This is a genomic window from Roseiflexus castenholzii DSM 13941, from assembly GCF_000017805.1.
Taxonomy (GTDB): Bacteria; Chloroflexota; Chloroflexia; order Chloroflexales; family Roseiflexaceae; genus Roseiflexus; species Roseiflexus castenholzii.
The window spans coordinates 281,437-300,393 of sequence record NC_009767.1 but is presented as its reverse complement, the minus strand read 5'-3'; the positions used below and the strand labels follow the sequence as shown (position 1 = coordinate 300,393).

The window sequence follows — 18,957 nt, the reverse complement described above, 5'->3', positions numbered from 1 at the left end:
CCGCATGCGTGTCATTCCGAGCCCTTCGCTTCGCTCAGGGTAAACGCAGCGCGGAATCGGCGCGGGTCGCGCACGACCCCTCGCGCTGCTCGGGGTGACCATGCCGGATGGTCACAGGTAATTGGTAGATGCCAGTCTCTGCGCTGAGAGTGGTTCGCCATAGGACGCGGAGTTATACGGATTGAGATGGCTTCATACGGATCAGGCGATTTATGGGTGCTCAGGAGGGGTGCGTCCAATCATATGTCCTCATGCCAATAGATCGCATAAATGCCTGATACTTCTCCTCGTATGGGAGTGGGCAACGCATGACTGCACCAATAAAGACATCCGGCGGACGGTATTCGTGGTCGGTGACGTAATGGTAAATCATGACCGGCGCAGCATATATGATGTCCCCGTCAGGAATCCAGATTTCGCCGCTATTCGTCATCACCCACGTGTTGCCGCACTGTACTCCGACACACCAATTTCCGCAGAACTGACATTCGTGAATGCCCATCATCGGTGCGTGGACTCCCCGGGTGCAGTGTTCGCGGAGACGTTCCTGGAACTCAGGCGGCGTGGGACCATGAGGAAAAGGGTAGAGTTCATCGAGCCAGCCAATCGATAGGACAGAGTATCCCTTTGGGGGCTGGAGAGAGTATGTGCTTGTGCTCAGATCGGCGATGTACATGGTGAATTCCTCCTGTGCAGGTTGGAGTATGCAGGTTTCTGACACATCAAGGTGAGGCACGAGGCGATCGGCGCAAGATGAAGGGCAAGACGCGCCTGCCCGTTCATTCGTTCTTTCGTTTTCCTCGTCATTGTCCCTGCTGCCCTTGCCCATTCTCAGACAGTGCGCCGCGAAGCGCGCCCGCATATTTGTTGCCATTCGTTTGTTCGTGTGCCTGTTCGCTGACCGCTCAAGATGAAGATGGGCGCAGGAACGCATCTTCACTCCTGCGCCCACAACGTCATCAGCAAATGCGTGGCGTGAACAGTATCCAGCGACCATTGTTGAAGGGACAAAGCGTATAGGCTTTGACGCGTTCATTTGCCGCCAGCACCGGCGCTCCCAGCAAGTCTGCGAGCTGCTGCGCCAGCGAGTTGGGACCATATCCTACCCAGCACATAATCAGACGAACGGGCTGACCAATCGCATATGCACGATGGGTAATGATGATCTCAAAGAGTTGCTCGGCATTCAGTGGTTTTGTCCGACGTCCGTCTTTTCCCATATACACATATGGGAGCGCGAACGTCTCACCCTTTGGAGTCGGCCGCGAACCGTGACAGATCAGTTCAAAGAACAGCGGGTACGTAGGTTGGACCATAGCCTTCTGAATAATGTGGTCTGGATAGCCCAGCACGTAGCGGTTCTTGAACATGGTGGGCAGAACAGGAACGTCGTACAGCATGTCGGTCTCCTGCTGATTTCAGGAGCGCAGAACACACCGACGTTCCGTGACGTCCCGCGCGGGACACGTCCAGAATGCTGGTGTGTCCCTGCGCGGGAATGGATACAAATGGCAAGTGCGGCGTGCGCTTTCGCGTGATGGAGAGTGCGCGGCATCGCACAGAAAGCGGATGAGTTCCGTCGAAGCGCCAGGTGGCGCAGCGATGATGGACATGACGCGCGATGCGTCGTGACTGCACTGACTGACGATTGACAACGGAACACGTGATAATCTGGCGCGTGCAGCGCCGATGATGCTCTTTTCGAGGTTGTGCGCACGAATGCGCGGCGAAAAGCAAAGAGTGGTATGGGCGTTGTCAGGGTGCAGTGCAGCGGAAACCCGCTGCCGGCCCCGCCGGGCCGGTGATACGAAGCCAGCCGACGTTCTCGCCGATGGAACAGGGGAGTTGGTGGGCTGGCCTGGTCTCGGCGGCCCGGATGACCGACCGCCGGTTACCACCGTTTATGATGATGGCTGCTGCCGTTGCGCGCGGCGTTGCATCGCGGCGCGGCGCAGTTCGCGCGCTTCGCGAATGGTTGCGGGCGCGCCCTTCAGTAATTCGACATATCCTGCAACGACCCGGTGGATGATGGTATGGGTCGCTTGCCAGCGGCGTCGGGCATGATCGCGCTCGACGGCGCGCGCTTCTTCTGGGGTCATCACCCACGCAGCGCGCTGGTTGGAAACCGCTTCCAGGTCTGCCAGCTTCTGTTCCACCTCTGGTCCGCTGCGCGACAACAGCGCCTGTTCCAGCATGCCTTCGATCACGACGCGATTGCCGGGGCGCAGGAGCGCAGGCGTTCCTTCATGGTTGAGCGGGATCACGACCGGAACACGCACCGTTTCGGTGAGGATGGTGCGACTTCCGGTGCGGGTGCGCGGAATCTGAACGCGCAGCGTGAGGTGCGCCAGCGCAATGCCGGAACGCAGCGGATGGCGTCCGATACGCGCCGGTCCGGTGACTTCGCCACACATACGGATGTCGCAGCCGTCTTCGTCGTTGGGAGTGACAGGACGCACGGCGTCGGCAATGAGCGTTGGCACGGGGAGGGTCTGATCCGGCGATGTGTGCCACTCAAGCCGCCCTTCGACCAGCAGCCGCGTGCCGTGGCGGGCAGGATCGAGCAGTTCGTGCCCGGAAATCTCGCGCATCACCCGGATCGGCAGGCGAAAATCGCCGCCGAGCGGTCCCGTTATTCGCAACTGAGGACGACGGGAAGGGTTTTGGCGATGAGCGGGCGGAAAGTCGAGAATGCCGATTGCCGTAGCATGGTAGATGCCGGTGTCGATCGAAGATGCGTCGCTCATTGCAGGCTCCCTTTCGGGTCTGGCGATATCCAATTCGATGGGCATACGATAGCAACTGGATGCCAACAAGAAAAGCGCCCGACAGTCCTTTTCAACGGCGCAATGTGTGTCAGGGTGTGTTAGGATGGAGGGGGTATAATACCGGCGATTCTCTGATCGAAATCCGATGACGCTTCCTGTTGGCTTCTGTCTGGGGACATTCGGCGTTTCTTACGCTGAATTGCGCGCTGCTGCATGCCTGCTCGACGACCTGCGGTTTGACTCTGTCTGGTTGTGGGATCACTATGTTTCCTGGAACGATCCGCGCGAGTCGGTCATCGAAGGGCTGACGGCATTAGCCGCGCTTGCCGAAGCGACGCAACGCATCCGTTTGGGTCCGCTGGTAGCGAACAATCTCAACCGCCATCCGGGGCGGTTGGCGAAGATTGCCGCGACTTTGCAGGAGATCGCGCAGGGACGATTCGAACTGGGGATTGGGGGTGGTGGTTGGCGACCGGAGCAGGAAGCGTTTGGGATCGATCAGGGAACGGTGGACGAACGAACGGAGCGCGTCGCCGAGGCAGTGCAGGTGATCCGGTTGCTCTGGAGCGGCGAGCCGGTCACCTTTCACGGACGTTACTACCGGCTGACGAACGCGACTGTCGCGCCGCCGCCGCAACCGCCCCCGCCGATCATCGTTGGGGCGCGTGGCGTGCGACTCTGCCGTATCGCGGGACGGTTTGCCGACGGTTTGAACGTACAATGGCGCGATTATGGGCGCCTGAACGAGCAACTTGCAGCGCTCGACGAAGGGCTGTCGGAGTCAGGTCGAACCCGCGCCGGGTTCGACCTGTCGATACACGCCGACTGGCGCGACCTGCATCCCGATCCGGTCGCTGCGCTGGATCGGTGGCAGGCGTTGGGGTTCACGCGCACCATCGTGTACGTTGCCGCGCCCTTTCCGGACGATGATTTCCGTCGCCTGGCGCAGACGCTGCATCTCACCAGATGATCGAAAACTCACGTTCTTCGCCGGTTGGCTTCTCCCAATGCACATCAACCGCATCGACGCGGGCGTGCGCCGGACCGCTATAGCACCAGCTGACCATCCGCTGCACTGCCGGACGCGCGCCCTCAAAGACCGCCTCGACCCGTCCATCCTCCAGGTTTCGCACCCAACCGGAGACGCCGATTTCGCGAGCGTAGGTGCGGGCGCTGGCGCGAAAATTGACCCCCTGCACGCGGCCCGAAATGAACACATGTGCACGAGCCATATCGATCATGGGTTGATTTCCTCCGCCTTTGCGGTGGCGATGAAAATGACCCGTTCGGCGATATTGGTTGTTCGGTCGGCGAGACGTTCGAGCACATGAGCGGTGTCGATCAGGAGTAGTGCGCAATCGAGTTTATTTGGATCCCGGCACGCAATGTCTTTCAGCATCTCGACGACCCGGTCCTCCAGCGCGTCGATCTCATGATCCCGCTCGCCGAGCGAGCGCGCCAGCGCCACATCGAGTTGCACAAACGCATCCAGGCAGGTGTGCAGCATATTTTGCACCAGTGTGCCCAGACGATGGAGTTCGATTGGCGCCTCGATGATCGCCGGCGTGTGCAAACTGCGCTCAACCTTTTTGGCGATCCCTTTGGCGTAATCGGCGGCGCGTTCCAGTTCACCCGCAATGGCGACGGCTGCCAGCAGGCTGCGCAGATCGGTGGCGACCGGTTGCTGCATGGCGATCAATTCAAAGACGCGCTCATCGATAGCATTGCGCGCGGCATCGATCTCGCGATCCCGCGCGACCACCTCGCGTGCCAGCACGATGTCCAGGCGATCCAGCGCTTTGATGGCGTCGGCAAGTTGATGTTCGACGCGGCTGCCCATGCGGAGCAGATCGTCATGCACCGCTTGTAACTGTTTGATGTAATGATCCCGCATTGCCGTCTCACTTTCTGAAAGAGATACCACGACACGCCATCCTTCGCTGTATCATCGCGCCTGCGAAAGATGCCGCCGGAAATGCGCCAGTCCTACGACCAGGGTTGTCATTCCAAGGGAAACGCGGAATCTCGGCGATGGCGCTATACCGCGCCCCTTCGCTCCGCCGCCGCCGCTCAAGGTGTTCGGTGCGCGGCGTCGTGATCGGATAAAAGGCAAAACCCTGTTGTAGTGCCAGGATCTTCTCTCTGATGTTGCCTATAGTAACTGATATTTTAACCCTGCTGCACTAAAAATGTGTTAACGATTGGTAATATTCTGGCTTCCTGGTGAAAAGTCAAGGCAAAGTGAAAGAACGTTCATTATGATCCTATGTCGTAGCGTTATCTACGACCATTGATGATTTATTCGCATTTGCGTACTAGTCGTACCGGTTTGCTCTCAACATTCGCTCACATCTCAAGATACTGCATCGGAATGAGATGATGGCGCGCATATGCACCTGAACGATGGTGATAATTCTTCACATTTCTGCATCATTGCTCAGTGGCGGATGGCGCCACTGAGACACGCCGCATTCATCTTCATAGCGTACACTGGCACTGTTTTCAACGGCGTATGGTTAACCCCGACTTTGATCAGATGTCAGCGTGCCAATGCACTGTGAAGAGGCAGACTATGGTGTACCCATCTCCACCAACCGACAGTCGCAACGAAAGCGAAGCGCAGATTATTGCGCGCGCCAAGGCGGGAGACGCCGATGCCATCAGCATGTTGTACGAACGCTATGCGCCGCAGGTGCGCCGGTACATTGTGTCGCGCCTGGGTGATCCGGTGCTGGCTGAAGATGTGTGCAGCGATGTATTCGTCAAAATGCTGGAAGGTCTGGATCGTTACGAGGATCGTGGTTGGCCCTTCTCTGCCTGGCTCTACCGCATTGCCTACGCGCGAACAATGGATATGCTGCGTCAGGCGCGGCGGCGTCCGTCGGTGCCGCTCGATGAGAGTGCGCCGCATGCGCTCGAACCTCCCGATGAGGCGGTCATTTCCCGCATTGCCTACCATGAACTTCGGAGCGTGATGCGGGTGCTGACCCGCGATCAGCGCCTGGTGCTACGCCTGCGCTTCGATGAGGATCGCACCCTTGCCGAGATCGCCGAGTCGCTTGGGCGCACGGTCGGGTCGGTAAAGGCGCTGCAACACCGGGGATTGACGCGCCTGGCTGAAGCGCTTGCCGATCATCCGGCGCATCAACCGGTTTCCGTCTTCTGACGATTGTCGCCGTCAACCGCCGCCTCTTTACCGTTGAGTCGCCTCACGTGCGGTAAAAACCCTTGACGCCTGTTCCTTCGCCCGCGTATAATGCCTGTTGAGTATTGTCGTTGGGCGATGGAAGCGTATGGACCGCGAAACCTTCGAGTCAATCGTTATCGAGGCGCTCGACTCGCTGCCGCCAGAGTTTGCCGGCTATCTGCACAATGTCGAGGTGCGCATCGAAATGCGCCCTACCCGTGAACAGCGGCGTGCGCTTGGCTTGCGCCCCTGGCAGACGATCTATGGTCTGTATGAGGGTGTGCCGCTCACCGAGCGGGCCGGAGGCGAACCGCTTTTGCCCGATGTCATTACGATCTTTCAGGCGCCATTGGTGCGCGATTTCCCTTCCCGTGATGCGCTGCGCGAAGAAGTGCGGCGCACCGTGCTGCACGAAATTGCTCACTTTTTCGGCATCAGCGATGAGCGACTCCATGAACTGGACGCTTACTGAGCGAGCGCCTTTTGCTCGTATTCTCTCATGCGACACGTTTTTTCGTCACCGCTGGCTGCATCGCTCTATGCTGTGGCGCTGATCGTCTGGGCATTGCTGGTCGTCGATACGGTGAGTCTTGCCCGGCGCGCCACTGAGCCGCCGATCTTTCCGACGCCAACGACCGTCGCAGTGGTGACGCCCGTCGCGGCAACGCGGGTAGCGGCGCCCACATCGATGCCGCCGGTGCAGGCAACTGTCGTTCCCCTCATGACGCCGGAACTTGACGCAGAAGATGGCTGGTTTCATCCGAAGACCGGACGTTATATTGCTGCCTGGCTCCCCAACTCGTTCGGCTCCGAAAATCGTGAGTCGTTTGAGGCGAATGCCGATATTCTCGATGAGATCAGCCCGTTCTGGTACTCGCCGTCGCCTGGCGGCGAGCTGCGGTTTGGGCGCGAGGCGCGCGACCGCACGCTGCTCGAACTGGCGCATGGCAAAAACGTCCTCGTCATTCCAACCGTCCACAACGTCGTTACCGGCGAAGACCCGGTGCCGGGCATTCTGCGCAATCCGCGCCTGCGGTCGTACCACGTGCAGCAGATCGTCGATGAGGTGTTGACCTATGGCTACGACGGGATCGATATCGACTATGAGTTTCTCAGCAGCAGTCTGCGCGATGACTATAGCGCCTTTATTCTGGAACTGGCGGATGCGCTGCATGCGCATGGCAAACTGCTGACGGTCGCTGTTCATGCGAAAGATTGTGATTATTGCGGACTGGGAGGTTTTCAGGATTGGGCTGTGATCGGTCAGGTGGTTGACCGGTTGCGCATTATGACCTACGATTACCACTGGCGCGGCGGCGGTCCTGGTCCGGTGGCGCCGGTCTATTGGGTCGAACGGGTGGCGCGCTACGCGGTGACGGTCGTTGATCCGGCGAAGGTGGTGATCGGCGTGCCGTTCTACGGCTACAACTGGTCCCGTGACGGCAGCGGCAATGCGCGCGGGCAGACGTGGGCGATGATTAATGAGATCATTCAAACCTACCGCCTGTCGGTCAATCTCATGGAGAGCAATCAGAATGGTCTGGTGCAGGAAAACTGGATCACCTACAGTTCGCGCACCGAAGGACGGCGTGAGGTCTGGTTCGCTACGAGCAGCGGTCTCGACGCAAAACTGCGCCTGGTGCAGGAACTCGATCTGGCGGGGATTGCGATCTGGCGGCTCGGCGGCGAAGACCCGCGCAACTGGGAGATCATTCGCGCGCGCCTGCTCCAGGACCCGTATGAGTCGCAGCGGGTGTTGAGTCGCCTTTTGCCGGAGCATTGATGATCAAGTCGGAGATCAAAGCGAATGAGCGCGAGGCGGCGCAACTCTTTGTGCGCGGAGTGGCGGCGGCGCGCGGCGGTCAGCGACGGTTGGCGGCGGTGTTGTTGTCGCGCGTCGTGCAGCTCGACCCGCAGCACGAAATGGGGTGGTTGTGGCTATCCGGCGTGCTCGATGATCCAAAGGACATCGCGTTCTGCCTGCGCTCGGCGCTGGCGATTAATCCGCACAACGAGCGCGCCCGGCGCGGGCTGGAATGGCTGAACAGCCGCCAGTTGCTGCGTGATGACGATACGGCGATCACGGCTTCGTTTGCACGCGTGGCGCCGGCGGCGCCAACCGACTCCCCGACTGATGGTGTGGTGCAGGAAACGCCGATTTCGTGGCGGTCTCGCATAGCGAGCGCATTCCGTCGTCTGGCTCCGCGATCGTCGCCGTCATCCGATCATGCTGAGTCCTGGTGGGTCGGTTGGCGTCATTCGCGCCAGGAGATGGGGCGGGCGCGCGCGCTGCTCTGGATAATGCCGGTCCTGCTGCTCTTGCTTACACTGGCGCTCAATTATGCGCTTCGTACTGCCGTCGAACGGAACGAGGCGCTCGTTGCCGCAGAGTTGGCGCGGCGAGTGAGCGCTGCCGAGACGCAGGCGCAATCGGTGGACGATGCTGCCGCTCGAGTTCTCGTTGTGCCGGCGATCCTTGAGCCGGAACTGGCTGCGGAGCGCGAGGCGGCGACGCTGGCGTACCTCAGCCGCCTTGAAGAGCCGCGCGCCCGATTGCGCGGCGCCATCGAGTCGTACCGCAACGCCACGAGCCGCCCTGGCGGATCGTCGATCGTCCACGCGACATCGGCGCAGCGACTGCGGGATGAGATCGAGCAGGCATATGCCGTGATCGCGGCGCTCGAACCGCCTCAAACGCTCGCCGAGGCCCATGTGCTCTATCTGCAAGGGCTGGAACTGGAACTGACGGCGCTCGACCACATGCTGGCGTTCTACAGCGGCTTCCGCGCCGAAGACGCCAACCGCGCGGCGCTCACCATGGCAGAAGCTGCGCGTCGCCTGGATCAGGCGCGCCAGGCGCTCGACCGGCAGCGGGCGGAACTGTCGGTGGAGCGGCCGCTACCCCATGCGATCAGGTGATGGTTGTCTCTGGCGGCAGGCGTCAAAGTTTCTTTCGCGATGAAGGTGGACGCTGCCGTGGTACGGTTCCATGTGCGTCTCTTCCGGTCGTCCGGTAAACAGTGCGTCCCAATATCAACTGTTACCAGATGTCACCGACCGTAAATCCATTGGGATAGGGGTCAGATGGGTCCAAGACAAACTGGCTGATGGCGGTGATCCAGGCGGCGCCGCTGATGGTGGACACGACAGCTTTGTATGGTCCTACCTGCGTCTCCTCGATCAATCGTCCGGTAAACAGCGTGCCAAGAATGCCTTCGTGGTGAAAATCGGTGTGCAGCCCTAACCGTCCGCGCGCGTAGAGGGTCGCCATTTTGGCCGATGTGCCGGTGCCGCAGGGAGAACGGTCGATGACGCCAGTCCAGGTGGAAGGGTTGTTCCAGTCAAAGGTGCCTGTGGAAAGCGTGACCACGTTTTTGTAGTGAGCCTGTGGGTGGGAAGGCGGACCAGAAATCTGTGAGATGGTTGGTCCTACGATTGCCGGGTTGTCTGGATGAACGACCGGATATTGTTCACGGGTCGCAGCCCTGATCATTTCGCTGATGCGGGTGATGTCCCGTCCTTCATCGGGAGTCAGGCGTAAGCCGAATTGGGAAGCATCCGCGATCACGTAGAACATGCCGCCCCACGCGACATCAACCTTGACGGTTCCTACGCGCGGAACCTCGATGCTCACGTCGAGATGAACGGCGAACGCTGGCACGTTACGAAATGTCACTCGCGTCACTTTTCCATCACGACATTCTGCTTTGACGCCGATCAAACCGGCAGGAGCTTCCAGAATAAACTCTGTGACCGGCTCAGTCATTGGCAACATGCCCGTTTCCAGCAGTGTGGTAGCGACGCAGATGGTATTCGTTCCTGACATGGGGGGATATTCCGCCTGCTCCATAATGATAAAGCCTGCCTGAGCATCGGGGTGTGCAGGCGGCAGGATGACATTTGCGCATAGAGCCGGATATCCGCGAGGCTCGCGCAATAGACGCAGACGGATATCATCGAGGTGCTCTTCGAAGAATTTCATCTTCTCAAACATGGTTCGTCCTGGTACGTCCAGCACTCCGCCGATGATAACCCTTCCAGGTTCGCCGCAGGCATGCAGATCGACAGCAGTGATCAGATTTTTCAGGCGCACAGATTGTCGTCTCCTCGTTTGCCAGGTTCGCGCACCCATCAGCACGCTCGAGGTGTTGCACTGACTCAGTCGTGTATGCTGACCCGCTAACACAGTGCGCTTCTATTATAACCGGACCTTTCCATGTGGTGATGGATGATGTTGGTTGTCGCATCGCTGGTGATACTGCCTCGCAGCCAACCCTCGAAGATGAGACCGGCTTTTTCCGATCGCGGCACGCTGCGTCAGCGTTCCGCTTTACCGGCGCGATCCTGATGTCTCATTCACGGTGGCCGCTCGATGAGAACAGATTCTGCTCCAAAGACGGTATATCTGCGGTACAATGACGCACATGCCAGGCTATACCCATCCGGCGACAGCGGGCGCGGACAATCTCTTCAAGTGTCGCGTTTTTCAGGGGCAGAGGGATTGTTTCATCCTGATCTTTACCTCTGCTTTCCCTGCCATCGGGGTGGAGAGAGTGCGCCGAGTGGAGCGAAGCGGCATTTTGGGCATCAGGATGTCCAAAACGAACGATACACGTTTAGCGCGTGCGTTTTGAGGAAATAAGGAACGATAATGAACAACCATTCGCTTGCCTTTTTGAAGCAACTGCTCGCCACTCCTGGTCCTTCCGGTGAAGAAGTCGCCGCCGGGCGCGTCTGGCGACGCGAAGCCGAAACCTTTGCTGACCGGGTCTATGCCGATGTGCGCGGGAGTTCGTATGCTGTGCTCGAAGGGGGCGCGCCGCGCGTGCTGCTCGCCGGACATATCGACGAGATTGGGGTGATGGTCAGTTATATCGACGACGATGGCTTCCTCTGGTTTTCGCCGATTGGCGGGTGGGACCCGCAGGTGCTCGTCGGGCAGCGGGTGCGGTTGCTGGGGCGCGCCGGCGATGTAATCGGCGTGATCGGGAAGAAACCCATCCACCAGATGAAATCCGAGGAACGGGAAAAAGCCAGCAAGATTGAAGACCTCTGGATCGATATTGGTGCGGCGAACCGGGCAGAAGCCGAGGCGCTCGTGCGTGTCGGCGCTGCTGGAGTGATCGATGCGCCGATCTACGATCTGCCGGGTGGAAAGGTTGTCTCACGCAGCATCGACGACCGGATTGGCGCGTTCACCGTGCTGGAAGCGCTGCGCCTGCTGGCGCGCGACCGCCCGCGCGCGACGGTGGCAGCAGTGGCGACATCGCAAGAGGAGATCACCTTTGCGGGAGCGCGCACCGCAGCGTTCAGTTTCGAACCGCAGGTGGCGATTGCGGTGGATGTGACGTTTGCCACCGATCACCCCAATGCGGATCGGAAGCAGTATGGCAACGTGCGGTTGGGTGGCGGACCGGTGCTGTCGCGCGGTTCTGCCAACAGCCCGGTGGTGTACGATATGCTCGTGGCGGTCGCCGAGCGCGAGGGCATTCCGTACAGCGTGCAGATCAACCCGCGCTACACCGGCACCGACGCCGATGCCATTCACATCGCGCGTGGCGGTGTCGCTACCGGCGTTGTGTCGATCCCGAACCGCTACATGCACTCACCCAACGAAATGATCGCGCTGAGCGACGTTGAACATGCCGCGCGCCTGATCGCTGCGTTTGTGCGCAGTCTGGGACCGGAGACTGATTTCATTCCACGCTAATGAACCGCGCACAATCACGCATCTGGGAACTGGTCGAGGTTTCTTACGACTCGGACAGCCATTCGCCCGTGCTCGACTGGTATGACACGGGCATGATGGCGCTCATTCTTCTGAATGTCCTGGCAGTCGTCATCGCAAGCGTCGAGGAGATTGGTGGACGCTTCGCAGGGTTCTTCTCTGCGTTCGAGGTCTTCTCGGTCGCCGCCTTCACTGTCAAGTATATCGTCAAGTTGTGGGCGTGCACAGCGGATGCGCGCTATGCCCACCCGGTGCTGGGGCGAGTGAAGTACGCGCTTACGCCGATGGTCATTATCGATCCCCTCGCGTTTCTGCCCTTCTATCTGTGGTTTTTTGCGATTGACCTGCGTTTTCTGCGTGCGTTGCGGCTCTTCCGGTTGCTGCGGGTGCTCAAATTGGGACGCTACCAATGACGATTGAAGATGCCGCATGCGTGTCATTCCGAGCGCAGCGACGGGTCATTCCGAGCGCAGCGAGGAATCGAAGCGGGTCGCGCACGACCCCTCGCGCTGCTCGGGGTGACCATGCCGGATGGTCACAGGTCATTGGCAGCGACGGTCTCTGCTGAAGCGCCAGTGCACGAACCATTACAGTGACCATGCCGGATGGTCACAGGTCATTGGCAGCGACGGTCGTCTCACCTTGCGGCAGCGCAACTGACACGGTTGTGCCGGCGCCGAGGGCGCTCGTCACCGTGATGCGCCCGTGCATTGCCTCGACCAGTCCTTTGGCGATGGAAAGACCCAGCCCGGCGTTGCCGTTCTCCCGCCCGCGCGCCGGATCCGCCCGATAGAACCGTTCGAAGATGTGCGGCAGGTGTTCCGGCGCGATGCCACTACCGGTGTCGGTGACGGTGATCTGAACCATGCGTCCTGTCGGCGCCGCAGCGAGGGTGATCGTTCCGCCGGAGGGGGTGTGGCGCAGCGCGTTGTCGAGCGCAATCAACAGAACCTGTTGCAGACGCTCGGCGTCTGCCTGAACGACTCCGCCGACAGTCGTGAGTTCGATGGTGATACCCCGTTGTTCTCCCAGGCGCGCGACCTGGCGGTGTACCCTGCTCAGCAGATCTGCCAGATTAACCGGCTCTATCACCAGTTTGAGTTGCCCACTGTCGAGGCGGGTAAGGGTCAGCAGGTCATCGACCAGGCGGCGCATATGGTCACTTTCTGCCAGAATATCGCCCAGCAGTTCGTACTGATCTGCTGTATCTGAGGGAGTGTCGCGCAACGCAACCTCGGCGCTGGCGCGAATGAGGGTGAGCGGCGCGCGCAATTCATGACTGGCGCTGGCAATGAAGCGCTGCTGCCGCTCCCACGCTTCCTGTGCCGGACGCAATGCGCGCCCCGCCAGCCACCAACTTGCCGCGCCGACCAGCGCCATACTGAATGCTCCCAGACCGATCAACCCCAGCATCAACTGGCTTAACACCTGCTCCTGATCGCTCAGTTCACGCGCCAGTTGCAACGCTGCCGGTCCGTCGGCGCGGGTAAGGCGATAGGTCAGCAGGCGCGCCCGCCGTCCGTCATTCATTGTGATCGTGCGCAGATCGCTGCCTCTCGCCAGCGCCGCCTGAAACGCAACCTGGTCGGGTTCCAGCGGCAGGTCGAGATTGTTTGGGTTGAAGAGCAATCGTCCCGATGAATCCAAAGGCAGGACAACGATCGCCGCCAGTTCCGCCGCATCGACCGGCGTTGTCAGGGCGCGCGGGAGTTCTGCATCCCCGCGTTCGTCGTCGCCTGGTCTGATTTTCTCTTCCTCTTCGCGCCGCTCGACCTGCGGGTTGGACTGAACAAAGGGAAGCGGCGCAATCTCTCTGCGAATCACCGACCAGTCGCGGTCGGCGTTTGCCAGATCAGGAGGCAGCGGCGCGCCAAGCGCATGAAACTCGTGCGCCATTTTGTGGCGCAGCGCCAGGTCGGTGACGTTCGAGAAATAGCGCGCCACCACCAGGTACGCGCCGCCGCCGATCAGCACGACGAGGATCAGCGCCGCAAGCGCATATACCAGCGAGAGTCGCAAGCGCAACCCGCTAAACACGGCTTTCCTCCAATCGGTACCCAACGCCGCGCACCGTCACAATCGGGTCGCGTTCGCCGGGGGCGTTCAGTTTGCGCCGCAGATAGGCGATGTAGACGTCGACCATCTGCGGTTGAACGTCGTGCTCATAGGACCAGACATAATCAAGAATCTGCTGACGCGATAGCGCCTGTCCGGCGTTGCGCATCAGGTATTCGAGCAGGTTCCACTCTGTCGGCGTAAGATCGAGTGGGCGCGCGCCGCGCCGCGCCGTGTGATGCCGCAGGTCGAGCACCAGATCGCCAACGCGCAGTTCGTCGCGGTCGTCTGGTTGCAGGGTGAAGCGTCGCCCCAGCGCCCGCACCCGCGCCAGTAATTCTTCAAATGCGAACGGCTTCACCAGGTAATCGTCGGCGCCGCTGTCGAAGCCAACCATTTTGTCTTCAATCTGACCGCGCGCCGTCAGGAGCAGCAGCGCGGTCGGCAGCCGCGCCGCGCGCACTGCGCGACAGATCGATGGACCATCGCGCCCTGGTAGCATCCAGTCGATGATCGCCACTTCGTAGATGCCGCGCAACGCATGCTCCTGCCCTGCGTCGCCGTCGTGGACGACATCGACCTGATGATGTTCGTCGCGCAACACCCGCGCAATCAGCCGCGCCAGCCGTTGATCATCTTCTATCAATAAGATTTTCATTCCGTCACCTCGTTTCGATTGTGTTCAGCATAACGCAGAAAGATTGGAAAAAGATTGGAAAAATCGCCGGGTGTTCCAAGATTCTTCCAATCGAGTAACGGTATAACACCATCAGACACGCACATGATGCTGTCCAGACGGAACAGAACATTGGGAGGACAAGGTATGAATCAGAGAACACTTTTGGGAGTCGCAGCAGCTTTGACCGCATTCGTGCTGGTTATAATTGGTGCGCTGGTCGGGCGGGTGACGCAGACCGCCGTGCCGTCGGCGACCGATGTTATTGTGGCGCCGACCCAAGCGCCGACTGATGCACCCGTCGCGCTCGATCCCACGGTCGAGGCATTGATCCGTGAGCGCGAGGCGGCGTACCGGCAAGCGCTGAACGAGGCGAATCAGCGAATTACCGAGGCGAATCAGCGGCTGGAAGAGGCAAATCGGCGGATTGAGCAACAGGCGGCAGCACAACAGGCGGCAGCACAACAGGCGGCAGCACAACAGGCGGCAGCACAACAGGCGGCAGCACAACAGGCGGCAGCGCAACAGAGCGCGCCGACGTACCCCGTCTCGGCGGAGCAGGCGCAGGCAATTGCCCAGAACCTGGCGCAGGGCGCTTATCTGGTCAAGCCGGCAGAACTGGTGCTCTATCAGGGCGCGCCAGCCTATGAAATCGTGTTTGATGCCGGCGCCGTCTATGTCGATGCTCAGAGTGGCACAGTGCTCGCCAATACGCTGGCACAGCCCGTTGCGTCGCAACCCGTGAATGCCGAACAGGCCGCTCAAATCGCACTTGCTTACCGCGGCGGCGGTCAGATCCGCAAAGTTGAATTTGAACGTGAGCGCGGCATTGACGTGTACGAGGTGAAGTTCACCGATGGCGCAGAAGTGTATGTCGCCGCATCGGATGGCGCAGTCGTCTATGCGCGACTGGATAAGGCGAAGGAAGAGGAGAAGCGCGACGATGATGAGAAGCGCAGTGATGACGACTGAGCGCCGATTTAAGTAACCGGGAGGGCAGGGTCGTAGCGAGCGAATCGCCTCGCCCCATCTGTGGCGAGACCCTTCGCTGCGCGCAGAGTGACAGGCGCGTGAGATAACCGGCGCTTGCCGTCATGCGGCGCGCAGTGAAAAAGACAAGGGAAGCCCCCATTCATCAGAATGCATCTTAGTGGCGAAGACGGCTGCCCCTTGCCAGAGAGAAGGAACCATGACTAGAACACGCATACCGTCACAAACATTCAAACTGATCATCAGCACGGCATCGATAGCCGCCACGCTGACAGGATGGGCACTGCTGGCGATCCAGAACCCGCCTGCGGCGACAGCAACCGAATCGTTCAGCCAGGCGCCGGCGGTCGTCGCGCCGCCTCCTGCCTGGTTGAGTGAGCCGCCGGTTATCCCGACGCTGCCACCGCTGATTGCGGTTGCGCAGCCGCCGGAGTCGGCAGACATCCAGCCGGTTGCTCCGGCAGCAGGGTCTGCTCAGCCAGTTGCTCCGGCAGCGCCTGCACCGGTCGTTGTTGCCAATCCTCCGGTACTGCGCGAGGTGTCCGCGCCGTTGAGGGTCAATCCGCCGGTTCAGGCGCAGCGACCGGCGCCGGTCGTTGTCACGCGGTCATCGCGATAAAGGAGGTCGCCGTGCCATCGATTGCCTTTCAGTCCATGGGATGCCAGATGCACGCTTTTCTCGACGGCAACGACGATGCGGCGACGAGGACGCTGCGCGCGGTCCCGCGCTGGTTCGCTGAATGGGAGCGCATCCTGAGCCGCTTCCGCAGCGACAGTGAACTCTCGGCGCTCAACACGCGGGCTGGCGAGGGATGGGTGCGCGCCAGCCGCACGCTGTGGGAAGTGCTGAACGACGCACTTGTGGCAGCGCGTCTCAGCGATGGTCTGGTGACGCCGACCGTGTTGACGGCGCTAGAGGCGACTGGCTACGACCGGGATTTTGCGCAGATCGCCGCTGGCGCTCCGGCACAATCATCGGCGAGCCTCCCGGCGTCCGGCGACTGGCGCGCCATCCGGCTCGACCCACAGCGACGCACAGTGGCATTGCCGCCGGGAATGCGCCTCGATCTGAACGGCGTCGCCAAAGGGTGGGCGGCAACCCGAGCAGCGCAGCGGTTGGCGGCGCACGGACCGGCGCTCGTCGATGCTGGCGGCGATATTGCGGTGCGAGGCGCGCGCGCCGGTGGAGAGCCATGGGCTATCGGCATCGCCAATCCGTTTCAACCGGATGTGCCGCTTGATGTCGTGCTGCTAACGGACGGCGGCGTTGCGACATCAGGACGTGATGTGCGGCGCTGGCGGCAGGGAAGCGTCGAACGGCATCACATTATCGATCCGCGCACCGGCGCGCCGGCTGAGACCGACGTGCTGGCAGTGACGGTCATCGCGCCGTCTCTGTTCGAAGCAGAAGTTGCTGCGAAAGTGGTCGTCATTTTGGGAAGCGTAGCAGGCATGGAGTGGCTATCCGCCCGCCCGTGGCTTGCCAGTCTGATTGTAACCGATGCGCAAGAAGTCTTGCACACCGCGACATTTGAACAGTTCCGCTGGCATGAGCCAGAAGATATGGAGGTGGTCTATGAGTGATGAGAAAGCCGCGCGGCTGGCCGCCATCCGCGCAGCCAATGCCGCAAAACGTGGTGGGGCGGCGCAACCGTCCAATAGTGTCGAAGGCGCGTCTGCTGGGGTACCGCCACGCAGCGTGAGGGCCGGCAGTGTGGTTGGGGAAACGCCTTCCATCAACCGAAACGCATCGTCACGACCGCAGCGCGCACCCGAACTCGACGCATTTGCCGACATGCCGCCGGCTATGGCGTTTCAGACCTTTCTTGGTATTGTGCTCGCAGTGATTCTTGGCGCATTTGCGGCAATTGTTGCGCTACCCGCCTGGTTGCCCGGCTTGAGCGCATCGCTGCTCGGCGCAGAACCCAAAGCGTACTGGTATCTCTCACGCAGTAGCGCATTTGTTGCATACATCCTTCTATGGCTTTCAATGGTCTTTGGGTTGCTGATGACGAACAAACTGGCGCGCGTCTGGCCCGGTGGACCGACCGCATTCGATCTGCATCAGCACGCCAGCCTGCTCGGTCTGGCATTTGCCCTGTTTCATGCCCTGATTCTGCTTGGCGACCGCTACATTCAGGCGACGCTCATTCAGGTGCTTGTGCCATTTCAATACAGTGGATATGAGCCGTTGTGGGTGGGTCTTGGGCAGCTAGGATTCTACGGTTTGACGATTGTGGGTTTGAGTTTCTACATCAAGGACCGGATCGGACGGAAGGTGTGGCGATTGATACACTTCCTCAGTTTCGCCATTTTCGGGCTGGCGCTGCTGCACGGTATCTGGAGCGGCAGCGACAGCCAGAGCGACCTGGCGCGCGCGATCTACTGGACGAGCGGCGGCAGCGTCCTGTTCCTGACCATTTATCGGGTGCTCGTCGCGCGTTCCAGATAGAAGGAGAGGCACGCCGCTGGCGCGCCCCGGCAGCGGGGGGGGTGCGCCCCGGCAGAGCGCCGCCGGTACCCCCGGCAACGGGGGTGGCGCGCCCTGGCAGAGTGCCGCTCCCCGCCACCCGTATGAAGATTAGAAGGTTGCAACGTCATCGGGGGATGGTTGCCCCCCTGACCTGACAGAAAAGGAGCACTTCCATGACGACATCCATTCAACAGCGAACAACGTCACTCGACGCGCGACGAATTGCTGCCGGTGTGCTGGCAGGCATGATGGGTCTCGTGCTGCTCATCCAATTCATTCCCTACGGGCGTGACCATACCAATCCGCCGGTGATCGCCGAACCGTCGTGGGACAATCCACAGACACGCGCGCTGTTCTTCCGTGCCTGCGCCGATTGTCACAGCAATGAGACGACGTGGCCCTGGTACAGCAATATCGCTCCCGCGTCGTGGCTGATCACCCGTGATGTCATGAAAGGTCGTGCAGAGTTCAACGTTTCCGAATGGGGACGACCGGACAACGAAGGAGATGATGCAGCAAAACTGGTACAAAACGGCGAAATGCCGCCCTGGTTCTACCTGCCGCTCCATCCCGAAGCCAATCTTTCGCCCGTCGAACGGCAGCAACTGATCAATGGACTGCTGGCGACGTTCGGTGGCGAAGCGGAACGAGAGGATGAAAAGTAATCCGACCGCAGCCAATAGTACAATGCAACGCCGCCCGGCGCTGAACCGTCGGGCTGATCGCACGAAGGGCGCTGCCGCGCCCTCGCCCTGGTGTGGATGCATGCCCGTAACCGCCCCCGCGTCGGCGACGTGTTGCGCGCCTGGCACGGGTGTTCACGTCCACCGGTCGGGATCGGCAGTGAGGAGTAGCAGGCACAGCCCCGTGGTTCCTGCCACTCCCCGCCCGCCCCCATGGGCGACGAGCAGTTGACAGATTCTCGGGTGGTGCGTGTTACGCCTGATCCATATCCTTCCAGACCGGCTTAAACACACCGGTCAAACCGGTTGGACCGACCGAAAACGATATGGAGTTATACCAATGACCTGTGACCATCCGGTATGGTCACTCCGAGCAGCGCGCGGGGTCTGGCGCGAC

20 protein-coding genes are annotated in these 18,957 nt (G+C 60.6%); 12 read left to right on the top strand and 8 right to left on the bottom strand.

The window, feature by feature from the left end; all coding sequences use genetic code 11:
- Positions 1–220: 220 nt before the first annotated feature.
- The 3 genes from RCAS_RS01290 to RCAS_RS01280 form a co-directional block, all read right to left on the bottom strand.
- Positions 221–676, bottom strand: coding sequence for a DUF7919 family protein (locus RCAS_RS01290; RefSeq protein ID WP_041330125.1), 456 nt, complete (start codon positions 674–676; stop codon positions 221–223).
- A 283-nt stretch (positions 677–959) separates the two neighbouring features.
- A complete protein-coding gene (locus tag RCAS_RS01285; protein WP_011997781.1) occupies positions 960–1,400 on the bottom strand; it encodes a hypothetical protein in 441 nt (146 codons plus the stop codon).
- Positions 1,401–1,901: 501 nt separating this feature from the next.
- A complete protein-coding gene (locus RCAS_RS01280; protein ID WP_011997780.1) occupies positions 1,902–2,747 on the bottom strand; it encodes a hypothetical protein in 846 nt (281 codons plus the stop codon).
- 166 nt (positions 2,748–2,913) lie between these two features.
- On the opposite strand from RCAS_RS01280, the gene RCAS_RS23100 reads away from it, so the two are divergent.
- Positions 2,914–3,738, top strand: coding sequence for an LLM class flavin-dependent oxidoreductase (locus RCAS_RS23100; protein WP_011997779.1), 825 nt, complete (start codon positions 2,914–2,916; stop codon positions 3,736–3,738).
- Here RCAS_RS23100 and RCAS_RS01270 read toward each other — a convergent pair.
- Together RCAS_RS01270 and phoU are read right to left on the bottom strand one after the other, a co-directional pair.
- Positions 3,728–4,006 carry an acylphosphatase gene (locus tag RCAS_RS01270; RefSeq protein WP_041331382.1) on the bottom strand — a complete coding sequence of 93 codons (279 nt, stop codon included), beginning with the start codon at positions 4,004–4,006 and terminating at the stop codon, positions 3,728–3,730. The genes RCAS_RS23100 and RCAS_RS01270 overlap by 11 nt on opposite strands.
- Positions 4,006–4,692 carry a phosphate signaling complex protein PhoU gene (phoU, locus tag RCAS_RS01265; protein ID WP_232280117.1) on the bottom strand — a complete coding sequence of 229 codons (687 nt, stop codon included), beginning with the start codon at positions 4,690–4,692 and terminating at the stop codon, positions 4,006–4,008. The genes RCAS_RS01270 and phoU overlap by 1 nt, the downstream gene beginning before the upstream one ends.
- 648 nt (positions 4,693–5,340) lie before the next feature.
- Here phoU and RCAS_RS01260 point away from each other — a divergent pair.
- From RCAS_RS01260 to RCAS_RS01245, 4 genes are all read left to right on the top strand, one after another.
- Positions 5,341–5,934 (top strand): RNA polymerase sigma factor, encoded by a 594-nt coding sequence (locus RCAS_RS01260; RefSeq protein ID WP_011997776.1) that lies wholly within the window; start codon positions 5,341–5,343, stop codon positions 5,932–5,934.
- Positions 5,935–6,061: 127 nt separating this feature from the next.
- Complete coding sequence (locus RCAS_RS01255) at positions 6,062–6,427, top strand: metallopeptidase family protein (RefSeq protein WP_011997775.1); 366 nt, start codon at positions 6,062–6,064, stop codon at positions 6,425–6,427.
- A 27-nt stretch (positions 6,428–6,454) separates the two neighbouring features.
- Entirely contained in the window at positions 6,455–7,738 is a 1,284-nt protein-coding gene (locus RCAS_RS01250; RefSeq protein WP_011997774.1) for a glycosyl hydrolase family 18 protein, read from the top strand.
- On the top strand, positions 7,738–8,874 hold the full coding sequence (locus RCAS_RS01245; protein ID WP_011997773.1) for a hypothetical protein: 1,137 nt from the start codon (positions 7,738–7,740) through the stop codon (positions 8,872–8,874). The genes RCAS_RS01250 and RCAS_RS01245 overlap by 1 nt, the downstream gene beginning before the upstream one ends.
- A 121-nt stretch (positions 8,875–8,995) precedes the next feature.
- On the opposite strand, the gene RCAS_RS01240 is transcribed toward RCAS_RS01245, so the two are convergent.
- Positions 8,996–10,048 (bottom strand): proline racemase family protein, encoded by a 1,053-nt coding sequence (locus tag RCAS_RS01240; protein WP_011997772.1) that lies wholly within the window; start codon positions 10,046–10,048, stop codon positions 8,996–8,998.
- 558 nt (positions 10,049–10,606) lie between these two features.
- Between RCAS_RS01240 and RCAS_RS01235 the strand changes: the two genes are divergently transcribed.
- Both RCAS_RS01235 and RCAS_RS01230 read left to right on the top strand, forming a co-directional pair.
- Positions 10,607–11,665, top strand: coding sequence for a M42 family metallopeptidase (locus RCAS_RS01235; RefSeq protein ID WP_011997770.1), 1,059 nt, complete (start codon positions 10,607–10,609; stop codon positions 11,663–11,665).
- The gene (locus tag RCAS_RS01230; protein WP_011997769.1) at positions 11,665–12,096 is read left to right on the top strand and encodes an ion transporter; all 432 of its coding nucleotides are present in this window, start codon (positions 11,665–11,667) and stop codon (positions 12,094–12,096) included. Before RCAS_RS01235 ends, RCAS_RS01230 begins: the two co-directional genes overlap by 1 nt.
- Positions 12,097–12,292: 196 nt before the next feature.
- Here RCAS_RS01230 and RCAS_RS01225 read toward each other — a convergent pair whose 3' ends face one another.
- Both RCAS_RS01225 and RCAS_RS01220 read right to left on the bottom strand, forming a co-directional pair.
- Complete coding sequence (locus tag RCAS_RS01225; RefSeq protein ID WP_011997768.1) at positions 12,293–13,720, bottom strand: sensor histidine kinase; 1,428 nt, start codon at positions 13,718–13,720, stop codon at positions 12,293–12,295.
- Positions 13,713–14,396, bottom strand: coding sequence for a response regulator transcription factor (locus RCAS_RS01220; RefSeq protein WP_011997767.1), 684 nt, complete (start codon positions 14,394–14,396; stop codon positions 13,713–13,715). The genes RCAS_RS01225 and RCAS_RS01220 overlap by 8 nt, the downstream gene beginning before the upstream one ends.
- A 165-nt stretch (positions 14,397–14,561) precedes the next feature.
- Here RCAS_RS01220 and RCAS_RS01215 point away from each other — a divergent pair, with 165 nt between their 5' ends.
- The 5 genes from RCAS_RS01215 (at position 14,562) to RCAS_RS01195 (ending at position 18,542) form a co-directional block, all read left to right on the top strand.
- Positions 14,562–15,386, top strand: a complete 825-nt coding sequence (locus RCAS_RS01215) for a PepSY domain-containing protein (RefSeq protein WP_011997766.1) — start codon at positions 14,562–14,564, stop codon at positions 15,384–15,386.
- A gap of 217 nt (positions 15,387–15,603) precedes the next feature.
- The gene (locus RCAS_RS01210) at positions 15,604–16,023 is read left to right on the top strand and encodes a hypothetical protein (protein ID WP_011997765.1); all 420 of its coding nucleotides are present in this window, start codon (positions 15,604–15,606) and stop codon (positions 16,021–16,023) included.
- Positions 16,024–16,034: 11 nt separating this feature from the next.
- Positions 16,035–16,988 (top strand): FAD:protein FMN transferase, encoded by a 954-nt coding sequence (locus RCAS_RS01205; RefSeq protein ID WP_157042498.1) that lies wholly within the window; start codon positions 16,035–16,037, stop codon positions 16,986–16,988.
- Positions 16,981–17,856 carry a ferric reductase-like transmembrane domain-containing protein gene (locus RCAS_RS01200; RefSeq protein WP_011997763.1) on the top strand — a complete coding sequence of 292 codons (876 nt, stop codon included), beginning with the start codon at positions 16,981–16,983 and terminating at the stop codon, positions 17,854–17,856. Before RCAS_RS01205 ends, RCAS_RS01200 begins: the two co-directional genes overlap by 8 nt.
- 194 nt (positions 17,857–18,050) lie before the next feature.
- A complete protein-coding gene (locus tag RCAS_RS01195; RefSeq protein ID WP_011997762.1) occupies positions 18,051–18,542 on the top strand; it encodes a heme-binding domain-containing protein in 492 nt (163 codons plus the stop codon).
- The last annotated feature ends 415 nt before the right edge of the window (positions 18,543–18,957 follow it).